The 13,195-nt window shown below is 35.5% G+C and carries 11 protein-coding genes; 9 read left to right on the top strand and 2 right to left on the bottom strand.

Annotated elements, in window-relative coordinates:
* On the top strand, positions 1-939 hold a 939-nt coding region (locus tag BUB12_RS16075), incomplete at its 5' end, for a transposase (RefSeq protein ID WP_234982549.1).
* Positions 940-1,224: 285 nt separating this feature from the next.
* On the opposite strand, the gene BUB12_RS16070 is transcribed toward BUB12_RS16075, so the two are convergent.
* Positions 1,225-1,986 (bottom strand): SurA N-terminal domain-containing protein, encoded by a 762-nt coding sequence (locus BUB12_RS16070; protein ID WP_072891927.1) that lies wholly within the window; start codon positions 1,984-1,986, stop codon positions 1,225-1,227.
* Positions 1,987-2,242: 256 nt separating this feature from the next.
* Between BUB12_RS16070 and BUB12_RS16065 the strand changes: the two genes are divergently transcribed.
* Entirely contained in the window at positions 2,243-3,049 is an 807-nt protein-coding gene (locus BUB12_RS16065; RefSeq protein ID WP_143155657.1) for an MBL fold metallo-hydrolase, read from the top strand.
* A gap of 34 nt (positions 3,050-3,083) precedes the next feature.
* Here BUB12_RS16065 and BUB12_RS18130 read toward each other — a convergent pair whose 3' ends face one another.
* On the bottom strand, positions 3,084-3,254 hold the full coding sequence (locus tag BUB12_RS18130; RefSeq protein ID WP_234982738.1) for a hypothetical protein: 171 nt from the start codon (positions 3,252-3,254) through the stop codon (positions 3,084-3,086).
* Positions 3,255-3,381: 127 nt separating this feature from the next.
* On the opposite strand from BUB12_RS18130, the gene BUB12_RS16055 reads away from it, so the two are divergent.
* The 7 genes from BUB12_RS16055 (at position 3,382) to pepF (ending at position 11,889) form a co-directional block, all read left to right on the top strand.
* Complete coding sequence (locus tag BUB12_RS16055) at positions 3,382-4,287, top strand: SDR family oxidoreductase (protein ID WP_072891924.1); 906 nt, start codon at positions 3,382-3,384, stop codon at positions 4,285-4,287.
* A 292-nt stretch (positions 4,288-4,579) separates the two neighbouring features.
* Positions 4,580-5,812 (top strand): putative glycoside hydrolase, encoded by a 1,233-nt coding sequence (locus tag BUB12_RS16050; RefSeq protein ID WP_072891923.1) that lies wholly within the window; start codon positions 4,580-4,582, stop codon positions 5,810-5,812.
* 219 nt (positions 5,813-6,031) lie between these two features.
* On the top strand, positions 6,032-6,625 hold the full coding sequence (locus BUB12_RS16045) for a GNAT family N-acetyltransferase (protein ID WP_072891928.1): 594 nt from the start codon (positions 6,032-6,034) through the stop codon (positions 6,623-6,625).
* A 635-nt stretch (positions 6,626-7,260) separates the two neighbouring features.
* On the top strand, positions 7,261-7,656 hold the full coding sequence (gene spxA / locus BUB12_RS16040) for a transcriptional regulator SpxA (RefSeq protein WP_072891922.1): 396 nt from the start codon (positions 7,261-7,263) through the stop codon (positions 7,654-7,656).
* A gap of 336 nt (positions 7,657-7,992) precedes the next feature.
* Positions 7,993-8,679 carry an adaptor protein MecA gene (gene mecA, locus BUB12_RS16035; protein ID WP_072891921.1) on the top strand — a complete coding sequence of 229 codons (687 nt, stop codon included), beginning with the start codon at positions 7,993-7,995 and terminating at the stop codon, positions 8,677-8,679.
* A gap of 91 nt (positions 8,680-8,770) precedes the next feature.
* Positions 8,771-9,943: a competence protein CoiA gene (locus BUB12_RS16030; protein WP_072891920.1), complete on the top strand. Its 1,173-nt coding sequence runs from the start codon at positions 8,771-8,773 to the stop codon at positions 9,941-9,943.
* A gap of 134 nt (positions 9,944-10,077) precedes the next feature.
* The gene (gene pepF / locus BUB12_RS16025; protein WP_072891919.1) at positions 10,078-11,889 is read left to right on the top strand and encodes an oligoendopeptidase F; all 1,812 of its coding nucleotides are present in this window, start codon (positions 10,078-10,080) and stop codon (positions 11,887-11,889) included.
* The last annotated feature ends 1,306 nt before the right edge of the window (positions 11,890-13,195 follow it).

The following is a 13,195-nucleotide window of genomic DNA, read 5'->3' as shown; positions in this document are numbered from 1 at the left end:
TATGATGAGTCTATGAAGGAAAAGTTTCCAAAAAAACCATCAACAAATGAAGCAGAAGATGAAATGAAATATTGTAAAAAATTATTAAAAACCATTGAAGAACAATCATCACTCACTAAAATTCCATCTATAAAAGAACGGATAAATGTCCTAAAGGAAGTAATAGAGGATTACCATGAACAACAATTATATTCAGAAGACCCGGATGCATGTACAGGTCACAAATCAGTAGACTACTCTTTTCATGGATACAAAACACATATCGCCATGTCAGATGAGCGTATAATAACAGCTGCCTTGATTACCTCTGGTGAGAAAGGTGATGGCCAATACCTGGAAGAACTCGTAGAGAATAGTGTAGACAATGGTATGGAAATAGATACAGTCGTAGGAGATACAGCCTATTCTGGAACAGATAATCTGAATTATGCGAAGGATAATTTTAATCTTATATCAAAATTACACCCAATTATTACAAATGGCACAAGAAAGAAAGAGGATGAATTTAGTTTTAATAAGGATGCTGGTTTATTTGTATGCCCTGCAGGGCATTTGGCAAAAAGGAAAAGTATAAAGAAGAAAAAAGACCGTAATGATCAAATGAGATACCACTTTGATGTGAATATATGCAAGACATGCCCATTAAGAGATGGTTGTTATAAAGAAGGAGCAAAATCTAAAACATATTGTGTAACAATTAAGTCAACTGAACACACAGAACACGAAGCTTTTCAAAACACAGATGAGTTTAAAGAACTCGCAAAAAATCGTTATAAAATTGAAGCAAAAAACAGCGAACTCAAAAACCGGCACGGTTTTAAGCAAGCCAAAAGCTCAGGTTTATTTGGTATGCAAATTCAAGGGGCAACTACTATATTTGCAGTTAATATGAAGCGAATTATAAAGTTGATGAATGAAAAAGAAGGTAAAAAAGGGTAAAAATTGAGTACTTTTAATCTGTATTTTTAGATAAAAGTACTCGAATTTTTATTTCTTCGTTTTTTTATGACTTAATAAACGTATATAATTTTTTTACAGTAAGTTCTTCAGTGCCCTCACGAAAGTCCGAGGAGGCTCACCAGCCGCCCGTGGAAAGCGAAGTGTATTTTCCGTAACGATAGGGTTCACGCAACCACTAATAATTCACTCGTAGATTCAAAAAATCCGACCAAATTCTGATCGGATTTTGATGTATCTAAAATACTATTGTCCCAGCCTGTCCTATTACAAGTGATTCGTAATTTCTGCACTTTCCTTTAGTTCTTCGACAATCACTTGATACGTTTCATTCATTTTTTGGGACTTCACTTGTTCAGTTAAATTTGCTTTCATGTCTTCAAATGATGGGACCTCTACATCTTCTCCACCATATTGTTTTAATTGTTCAGCATACGCGTCATATGATTCTTGAAGCTCTTCTTCAGTAGGTTCAAGGTCGCCTGACTTGCTAGCAATTAATTCATCTACTTTTACTTGCATTTCAATTTGAGAATAGACTTCTTCTTCAGATACTCCTTGCTCTTCTAAAGCAGTAAGAAAAGCCTCTTTTGATTCAAGCCCATTTTGCTGTGCTAGACGATTTAATGTTTCATCAATTGCCTCATCAGACGCTTCAAATCCACTATTTTCAGCTTCTTGAATTACTAGTTGTTGTCCAATTAAAGCATCAGCAACTTGTCCTTTTAGTTCATCTTGATCAACATCTTGTCCAGTCATTTGTGCTTGCATTAAAGCTTGTTGGAACTGACCTGTATAAATGGATACAAAATCTTCTTTAGAGATTTCTTCACCATTTACTTCAGCAACAACATCTGGAACTCCCTCTAAATCAGGCTGAGGAGCTGCCTCTTGCTCAGTATTTTCTTCACTATTGTTGTTCGTATCTTGTTGTTCATTGTTGTTACTATTGTTACTATCATCGTTACAAGCACCTAAAACAGTAATTAATATTAATAGGGACATACTTAATAGCCATTTTTTGTTCATATCCATTTCTCCTTTCATACACCGTGGTGGCAATTATAACAAATACACATCATATGTAAAGGCATTACTAGTTAGGAATAGAACGATAGGTTACCTTTTAACATCCTACAACCCTTGTTATAAGTGAGTTTGTCCAATTAGTGAATGCAATATTAGTTAAATGTGTAAAAAGTATGGAAAAATGATAGTACAGGTGAATGAATAACCATTCATTTTATGGTATCATAATAACAGTACTACCTTGGAGGTTAGAAACATGATTCAAACGAAAGCTTCAACTGGTGAAGTTAATAATGTTCGATATATAAATGGTTTTGTTTCTTTTTCGAGTGTCAAACTAAATGTCCATTGTTTTGATGTCGATGGTGTATTGATTGATACTGGAGCACCACGGTTATTGGAAAAATTCAAGCCATTTTTTGCAGAGTCAAACAGTGACAAAGTGGTGGTTACACATTTTCATGAAGATCATGTTGGGGGAGCAGCATATTTACAAAAGGAGTATGGCCTACCTGTATTTATGAACCAACTGACATTGGATGAATGCACTGAAAAAGCAGATTATCCCTTTTATCGCAAATTTTTCTGGGGGAAAAGGCAACCCTTTCGTGCTGAACCAATTGGAGAAACGTTTGAGTCAAATTCAGCAACATGGGATGTAATTCAAACGCCAGGTCATTCAGATGATCATTTATCTTTTTTAAATAGAGAAACGGGGCAACTTTTCTCCGGGGATTTATATGTTCAACCACAGACGAAGGTCATATTAAGAGATGAGAGTGTTCCAACTATCATTCATTCCATAGAACATGTGTTAACCTATGATTTTGACGAAATGTTTTGCTGCCATGCAGGATATGTAAAAAATGGACGTCAAGCATTAATGAAAAAATTAAGCTATTTAAAAGAGTTACAAGATAGCATCTTGAACTTGCAAAAGGAAGGATATAACGAAAAGGAGATTCAGAAGCAGTTATTTAAGAAGAAATATCCAATTCGTTATTTCTCTTTTGGTGAATGGGATTCCATTCATATAATTCGCTCGATCATGATGAATAGGTAATACATTAGGTTCTCGGAGTATTTCGAGAACCTTTTTAAATGCTAGGATAATAGGGTTTGTATATCGGATTCGTATAATAGGGTGGTCTCGGACCAATTGCAGGAACGTCCCACGACTTTTCATTTTTATTATATAGAATGGACTCTTTTTTATCGGACTTCGGTAGTAACAAATATTTTACTTCTGGGTTATAGTAATTCTTCAAGGTAATCCCTCCATCAAATAGGTTAATTATTAGCATATGCACCTCTTGAAATAATGACTCTCCATTCACGGCCTTCGCCTATGTTTCATAAAGTATTCCAACTTGAATATTTTTAGGGGGTCCTTTCATGACAACAGATTCTAATTATCCAATGCACCCGAATTACGGAAAAATTACGCAATTTGAAGAGGTACCATTAACGGTTCCAGAACAGAGGCAGTATCGTCAGCCCGGAGTAGAAAGTTTGATGGTACCAAGGCCTATTGTGGAAAATCCAAATTATAAAGGAAGCGGTAAGTTAAAAAATAAAGTGGCACTGATTACTGGTGGAGACAGTGGGATGGGGGCAGCAGCTGCGATTGCTTTTGCAAAAGAGGGCGCCGATGTTGCAATTTCATACCTAGATGAACATGAGGATGCCAAACGAACAAAAAATAGAATTGAAGAGCTCGGTCAACGGTGTTTGTTACTGCCGGGAGATTTAAGAAATAAGAAGCAGTGTAAGGCGATTGTTGAAGAAACCGTTCAACATTTTGAGAAGCTTGATATTTTATGTAATCATGTAGGGATTCAATTTCAGCAATTAAATTTGGAAGATATAACGGATGAACAGTTTGATGATACATTTAAAGTGAATATTTATTCTCATTTTTATACAACAAGAGCTGCTCTTAAACATTTAAAAGCAGGTGCTTCCATAATTAATACAGCTTCAGTTGTTGCATTTGAAGGAAATGATCAACTGATTGATTATACAGCAACGAAAGCCGCAAATATTGGTTTTACTCGAGCGTTGGCGAATAGTTTAGTTAAAAAAGGTATTCGTGTAAATGCTATCGCACCAGGTAAATTTTGGACACCGCTTATTCCTGCAAGTTTTTCTGCGGATCAGGTGACTCTTGCCAATAATCCAATGGAACGTCAAGGGCAACCATTCGAAATAGCACCAACCTTTGTCTACCTTGCATCGGATGACTCTCGTTTTGTCACTGGTCAAACATTACATGTTAATGGAGGGCAAATTTTCGGTTAACCATTTAAAGGACTTCTAAATTCTAGTGAAGTCCTTTTACAAATCTCTGGTAAACAGCCAAGTTGAATAATCTTCTTTCAATAGTGCTTGTCTTTATGTGTAATTATTACACAATGATTACATAAGTATTAGATAGGGACTTTATGTTTTATAAAAAAAGCGACAAAATCTACTAATTACCATTCAAATTCTACACAATCTGCTATATAATAGATTCAAAGAGTTTGCATAAAGAGAGTCTAGTAAGCTTTAAGAATGCATCTTTAAAATTAAGAATAGGAGATTGGTAGGTATGAAGTCTAAACAGCTGAAGATTATTGCATTTGTAAGTGTACTCCTACTCATTATTGCATTACCGTTTGTCATTCCAGAAAAAAGTAGTGGGGAAGAAGAACTAACAGCTAATATGCATAAAGAAAGAACAACAAATGTTGAAGAAATAAATGAAGATGTGGAACACAAGCGGTTTGTATTCGATTCTGGGCACAACTTTGAGTATCCGGATGCTGTTCGAGGAGTTTATGTTACTGGGCACTCTGCTGGAGGAAGTCGTTTCGAAACATTAGTCGATTTAGTTAATAACTCAGACTTAAATGCAATGGTTATTGATATTAAAGATGATCATGGATATTTAACGTTTAAACCTGGTGAAGATTCTCCATTTGCAGATATCGGCCAAAATTATATAAAAGATATTAAAGAAACAATTAAAGTGTTAGAAGAAAATGAAATCTATCCAATAGCACGTGTTGTTGTATTTAAAGATAGTGTCTTAGGACATAAACGACCAGATCTCTCATTTACTGAAAATGGTAATGTTTGGGTGAATGGACGAGAGGAAGCATTCGTTAACCCGTTTATGGAAGAAGTTTGGGAATACAATGTTGAAATCGCAAAACTTGCTGCAGAATTAGGTTTCCAAGAAATACAGTTTGATTATGTACGTTTCCCTGAAGGATTTGAACGTAAAGATGATGTCTTATCCTATTCGCAAGGAAAATATGCAGATTCAGATTTATCTAACCTAAAACGTCGTGTAGAAGCAGTAACTGATTTTGTTAAATATGCAAAATCCGAATTAGAATATTATGATGTTGATGTCTCCGTTGATATTTTTGGATATTCTGTAACTCTAGAAGGTACAGAAACACCTGGGATTGGTCAGAACTTCATGAAGATTTCTGAGAATGTCGATGTTATATCTTCAATGATTTATCCTAGTCACTGGTCTAATCATTACTTTGATATTCCGATTCCTGATAAAGAGCCATACCGTTTAACAGACGAATATGCAAAAGTAGAAAATGAAGTATTAGACCAATTAGAAAATCGACCTGTGTCACGTCCTTGGATTCAGGACTTTGAAGCACCTTGGATTTATTCAGGTACTGGGGTAGCGCCTCAGCAATATGGCAAAGCAGAAGTGGAAGCTCAAATAAAAGCACTACAAGATAATGGGATTTATGAATTCTTATTATGGAACGCAGGCAACACTTATTCGGAAAATGTTGATTATACTCCATAATTTACGATTAAAGTTTAAAAAAGTGGAACTTAGTTACTAAGTTCTGCTTTTTTTCGTTTTACTATTCATTCGTACACTATGCATACTAATGATGCGTTTAACAAAAAATAATATTGCGATTATAATTGGATGTGTCGATTAAATTCAGGCAATTTTTAAAGCTTTAGGAGGAAAATTGTTTTCATTTCCTTCTCAACAAATAAAAGGAGTAGATCAATGATAAATTGGTACGAAAAATTAAATGAATACTTCCCTATTGAAGAAATGAAATCAAAAGAACATATGGAGTTGCTTTTAAAAGAGAAAGGGGACGTATATCACAAGGATGAAAGCCCACTTCATGTAATGATGTATGCTGAGTTTGAAACATTTATCTTCATTGATTATGTATGGGTTTCATCAAAAGCTAGAGGACAAGGTATTGGCCATAAATTAATTGAGAAATTAAAAAAGAGAAATAAACCAATCATCTTAGAAGTGGAACCTGTTGATTATGAGGATACAGACACTGCAAAAAGACTCCATTTTTATAAAAGAGAAGGCTTTACACACGCACAGTCCATTGGTTATAATCGTCGCTCATTAGCAACAAATGAGGAAAATAAAATGGAGATTTTATACTGGTCTCCAAATGATGAATCAGAAGAAATGATCTATGAGCAAATGAAGAAGATGTATGAAAATATTCATACGTACAAAGACGAAGAATTATACGGCAAGTCCTACCAACCAGTTGATGAAGTACTGGTGTATGATGAGGACCGAGATGCTGAGGATATATTAGATACGTTGAGTGCTACTAAGAATATGTAAGAATGTGGAACCAAGCCCACTTTGGAGTGAGCTTGGTTTTCTGTGTTTCTTATGGTGGGGGGGTTAGGTTAAGGATGGGGTTCTCAATGCCGGAAGAGTAAAGGTTGAGGAGTCTACGGTAATCGATAAAGCGTCTCGATGCCGGAAGAGTAGGGATTGAGGAGTCTCCGGTAATCGAAAAGGTGTCTCGATGCCGGAAGAGTAGAGATTGAGGAGTCTACGGTAATCGAGGAGTCGTCTCGCTGCCGGAAGAGTAAGGATTGAGGAGTCTACGGTAATCGATAGCACATCTCGATGCCCTTTAAGCCAGAAAAGGAATCCACAGGTAATCGAGGGGCTTCCACAACACCTCTTTCTGCAATAAACGCTAATATTCACCAATGTGACTTAGGGCACAGAATTGGAAAGTTTTTTCAAATATAATGTTTAATTGAAAAGGAATAAGGGTATGTTACAAGTAAATGAAAACATTTTGTGAACATCATGAAAATAACCAATTTTTCTTGCGAATCCTCTACCTTTTGCTTGACAAGTATAGTATACTTATACATATAGGTTATTTAAACTTATTTTAATTTAATAAGTAATTAAATGTTTATGAAATGAGATAAACATAAGATTGAGGAGTGAAGTACATGGTAACACTTTATACCTCACCAAGTTGTACATCTTGCAGGAAAGCAAAAGCATGGCTTGAAGAGCATGATATTCCATTTAAAGAACGAAATATATTTTCCGATCCATTGACATTGGATGAGATAAAGGAAATATTACGTATGACTGAAGATGGCACAGATGAGATAATATCAACTAGATCTAAGGTATTTCAAAAATTGGATGTTAATATTGAACAGCTTCCTCTTAAAGAGTTGTATCAGTTAATTCAAACAAATCCTGGATTATTAAGACGTCCAATTATCTTGGATGAAAAACGTCTTCAAGTTGGGTATAATGAAGATGAGATTCGTAGGTTTTTACCGAGAACAGTACGTACTTTTCAACTACGCGAAGCTCAACGCCTAGTTAACTAAATACTTTTTGGGATAATACTCAAAGAAAAGATAAAAGCGTGGACATGGCATACAAGTCTACGCTTTTCCTTCTTTAAAATTAATATGATTTTAAGAATGACAAATTAGGAAATATAGGTTAGAATAATATTTTAAATAATATATAGGCATATTAATTTTCAAAAGGTAATATGCTATCATACAATAAATATAAGAAATATTAATCAACCCTTACAAGGTATTGATTATGGCAAATTAAACGAGAATTTTTTCTTTTCGTCTATGACAACGCCGACTAATGTAGGTACTAATTAATGTAACCTTCCTCGAATTCCAAAAGAAGGGAGAGAATGGACAATGGAAATAGAGAGAATTAATGAGAATACGGTGAAATTCTATATTTCTTACGTAGATATTGAAGATCGTGGCTTTGAACGAGAAGAAATCTGGTATAATCGCGAACGAAGTGAACAACTATTTTGGCAAATGATGGACGAAGTAAATTATAAAGAAGACTTCCATGTCGAAGGACCATTATGGATTCAAGTACAGGCAATGGAAAAAGGACTAGAGATCATCGTAACGAAAGCTCAACTTTCTAAAAATGGTGATAACCTAGAACTACCAACCGAAGATGGAAATACAATTGATATTCCAGTCGATGAAAAAGTGGAAAACATCTTGGAAGAAAAGTTTGGAAAAGACCTTCACACAGAAGAATTATTAGAAGATGATGATTCAAATCTATGGATTATCGTGAAGTTCAATGAATTTGAAGATGTGATTCAATTAAGTCATTCTTTCCAAGGCGATGTTGATATGATTGAGGAAACTTTGTATCACTATCAAGATGATTATTATCTATATCTAGAATTTACGGAAGCAACCATTGATGAAGATGTTCAAGAAGATATTATCAGTCGAGTGCTTGAGTATGCTGAGGATTCAGATAAAACGATTCACGTATTAGAAGAATATGGCAAAAAAATCTTTGAATCAACTACTTTTAAACAAGTACGATCTTATTTTCCAGCAAACGTTTAGATACCTAATCTATGGGTATCTTTTTTTTTACAATTTAAGCAGGAAATCCACTCTTTATAGAGAATATAAAGAGTGGAGGTGATGGTAAAATATGCTGCAAGCCAAATCACAAGCTGGAAGGTTAACAACGCTTGCTAATTTAACTAGAAATGAAATTTATCAATTAAGAAAGAAGACTACTTTTTTCTGTCCCGTATGTCAGGAGCGTGTCATTATTAAAGCAGGGATGAAGATGATTCCTCATTTTGCCCATCATAGTAATAGTCACTGTCCTTCAAATGAAGGGGGAGAAGGGGCGTATCACGAACAAGGAAAATTACTACTTTACAAATGGTTACTTCAACAGAAAATGAATGCACAATTAGAAGCTTATATCCCAGAAATTAGGCAACGAGCAGATATTTTATTAATAATTAATCAAAAAAAGATAGCAATTGAATATCAATGTGCACGAATACCGATCACGGAGATTCAAAAACGAAACGCTGCATACAAGAAAGCTGGAATCACGCCAATTTGGATATTAGGTGCGAACCACTTTCAACGTCAAGGCAAACATAAAATACGTGTGAATGATTTTATTCTTCATCTAATGCATCAGTTTCACCCTTCAAGACCTCTCACTCTTTACTTTTTTGATCCCAATACCACTCTATTTACAACTGCCCAAGATTTATGGTTAACAAAACAAACACAAGCAATGGCTAGATTAACATTTAAAAAATTAGCATCTATTCGATTGACGGAATTGTTTATTCCACTATTTTTTGAGAAGCCTGTATTATTTCATGAGTGGAGAGTGTTGAAACGTCAATTTCGTTTGCGGCCAAATCAGGCTCGTTCCGGTGCTGAGTTGCAGTGGCTACGTTGGTTGTACCAAAAAGGAACCCACAAAGATTATCTTCCTTCTATCATTTATCTTCCTATTTCCACCCAATACGTCATAAATATACCTCCTTGGAACTGGCAAAGTAGAATTTGTTTAGACTGGATCCATCCTCTTTCTATAGGTGCTACTTTTCATATCCTCCATTTAGCAAAAGGATTTCAAAAATATTATAATGATCAGTCCCAGTACACTCTAATATCCTTCGTTAATAATCCAATTGCAGAATACCTTCACTATTTATACCAGCTTAAGTTTATTGAAAAAGTAGATAAGTACCGTTACCGGAAGCTTCGTGACTTTGATTTTTATAAAAATGTAGAAGAAGCGATACGTGGGGATGAACAATTAATGAACCAATTAATCTTAACTTTTTAAGCAAATTACGAGCATGATTCATAGATATTTCGTTATACTAAATAAAAGGTGTATAATTTTGGTTATACATGAATTATTTTTCATTATTAAAGAATGAAAAATTAGATGTATAGAAAGAAAAAGGAGGAGTTTTTGTGGCTAAAGCAACAAAGGAGCTTCAAAAAAGAAGTGAGGTACCCGTAGAAAAAACCTGGAGATTAGAAGATATTTTTGCTACGGATGAAGAGTGGGAAAAAGAATTAGAGAGTTTGAAAGCTGATATTCCACAGGTTACAACTTACCAAGGAAAATTAAGTGATTCTTCTGCAACATTATATGAGGTGTTAAAGCTTCAGGATGAGCTTTCGGAGCGTTTAGGAAAATTATATACATATGCTCACATGCGTTATGACCAAGATACAACAAATTCATTTTACCAAGCGTTGAATGCGAAAGCAGAGAATGTTTTAACTCAAGCTTCTAGTTCAATGAGTTATCTTGTACCAGAAATTCTTTCCATGGATGAAGATAAACTAAAAGGCTTTATTGAAGAAAATGAAGACTTAAAAGCGTATGAGCATACGTTAAATGAGATTAACCGTCAACGTGCACACGTATTAAGTGAAAAAGAAGAAGTGTTACTAGCAGAAGCTTCTGAGGCACTTTCAACAGCATCTCAAACTTTTGGTATGTTAAACAATGCTGATTTAACCTTCCCTTCAGTGAAAAATGAAGAAGGGGAAGAGGTTGATTTAACACATGGTCGTTATGTTGGGTTCCTTGAGTCTAAAGATCGTCGTGTTCGTGAGGAAGCTTTTAAAGCAATGTATTCAAGATATGGAGAATTCAAAAATACGTTTGCTTCTACTTTAAGTGGTGCTGTTAAAACGCATAACTTTAACGCAAAAGTACGTCAATATGATTCAGCTAGACAATCAGCTTTAGATAATAATAATATCCCAGAGCAGGTTTACGATAACTTAGTCGATGCAGTGAATGAGAAATTACCATTATTGCATCGCTATGCGACATTACGTAAAAAAGTACTTGGTGTCGACGAGTTACACATGTACGATATGTATACACCATTAGTAAAAGACGTTGACATGAAAATCCCTTATGAAGAGGCACAAGAGCACGTTGTCAATGCGCTTCAACCATTGGGTAGTGAATATGTTGATATAGTAAAAGAAAGCTATGAAAATCGTTGGATCGACGTAGAAGAGAATAAAGGGAAACGCAGTGGTGCTTATTCTTCTGGTACGTACGGAACAAACCCATATATTTTATTAAACTGGCAAGACAATGTGAACAACTTATTTACGTTAGTACATGAGTTAGGTCACTCAGTTCACAGTTACTATACAAGAAAACATCAACCATATCGTTATGGAAACTACTCTATTTTCGTTGCAGAAGTAGCATCAACTGCTAACGAAGCAATTTTAAACGATTATATGTTAAACCATGTTGATGATGAAAAAGAAAAATTATATCTACTTAACCACTTCCTAGAAGGATTCCGTGGTACAGTATTCCGTCAAACAATGTTTGCTGAGTTTGAGCATGACATTCATAAACGCGCTCAAAATGGGGAAGCATTAACAGCTGACAAACTAACTGAAATTTACTATAACTTAAATAAAAAATACTTCGGTGATGATGTAGTATCTGATGAAGAAATTGGTCTAGAGTGGGCAAGAATTCCTCACTTCTACTACAATTACTATGTTTATCAGTATGCAACAGGTTACTCAGCTGCAACTGCATTAGCGAACAAAATCCTATCTGGTGAAGAAGGTGCAGTTGATCGTTACCTAGGATTCTTAAAAGCAGGTAGCAGTGATTATCCAATTGAAGTACTGAAAAAAGCTGGCGTAGACATGACAAGTAAACAGCCAATTCTAGATGCACTTGATGTATTTGAAGAAAAACTAAATGAAATGGAAAAATTATTGTTAGGATAATTTTTGCCTTTGAATGGAGAAAACCACAGGTCATAGATGAGGCCTGTGGTTTTCTTTGAAAGAAAAGAATAATTTCAGAGATGCCTAGCTCCGAAAGTCTGTGACTAGCGAAGGACTACATAGAATTACTTCTCTGGCCTTTGTGCCGAGTAACCGCAGGCACAAGCACAAGACTTCTTTCGCCTCCGTCCAGTCCGTACGTCGCAAAGTGGGCGCACTAAGCTTTTCTTAAGGTTTCGTGGTTATAAATAAAAAGATTCCCGTCATAGGGGAACCTTAGATTAAGAGGATCATTAACGCATTCTACCACGATAGACGTTTCGATTAGAAAAGGAGTAGATCGTAAAATAGATGGAGAAAAAGAGTATAGGGAGTGTAAAGTATGGTGGAATTAACTGCATCAATCCAAAAATATTTAAGATAATCGCAAAAAAAGTCACGATTACAAATATGAAGGGAAGTAATTCACGCAAGTTTTTCTCCTCCAATTCTTAGTATTATAGGGCGGGCGAAACTATTATACTATTCTTATTTACAATATATGTTACTAATCTATGAATTAGAAGTGAATTTTTTGTGAATGAGTGCACAAAAGTATTGATAAATTTTTTTATCCTTGTTATATTATAAATGTGAGATAACTCACTTAAACAAAACCCCTTTGTTTGATTATGAAACTTTCTCCCATCCCCCTTTGTTTAAATACAAAGAAGTGAGAAGTAAAAGGATATACGCTGCCCCGTATATCCTTTTTTTTTGTGATTTTTTCTTCAGATTGCTTAAAATCTAGTATTTTTTAAGAGGATGGATCTCGATGCCGGAAGCGAAAGTGATCTGAGCTCTACCGTAATCGAAAGGTACTCTCGATGCCGGAATCGGAAGGAATCTGAGATCTACGGTAATCGAAGAGTGTTCTCAATGCCGGAAGCGAAAGGAAGTTGGGTTCTACGGTAATCGAAAAGGTGTCTCGATGCCGGAAGCAAAAGGAAGTTGGGTTCTACGGTAATCGAAAAGGTGTCTCGATGCCGAAAGCAAAAGGAAGTTGGGTTCTACGGTAATCGAAAGCCCGTCTCGATGCCGGAAGCAAAAGGAAAAGGAGTTCTACGGTAATCGAAAAGGTGTCTCGATGCCGGAAGCGAAAGGAAGTTGGGTTCTACGGTAATCGAAAGGTGCTCTCGATGCCGGAAGAGAAAGTATCGGGGGTTCTACGGTAATCGAAAAGGTTTCTCAATGCCGGAAGCGAAAGTGATCTGAGTTCTACGGTAATCGAAAAGGTGTCTCGATGCCGGAAGCAAAAGGAAGTTGG

This window comes from Ornithinibacillus halophilus (assembly GCF_900129485.1).
GTDB lineage: Bacteria > Bacillota > Bacilli > Bacillales > Amphibacillaceae > Ornithinibacillus > Ornithinibacillus halophilus.
This window is presented reverse-complemented; position numbering and strand designations above follow the sequence as displayed.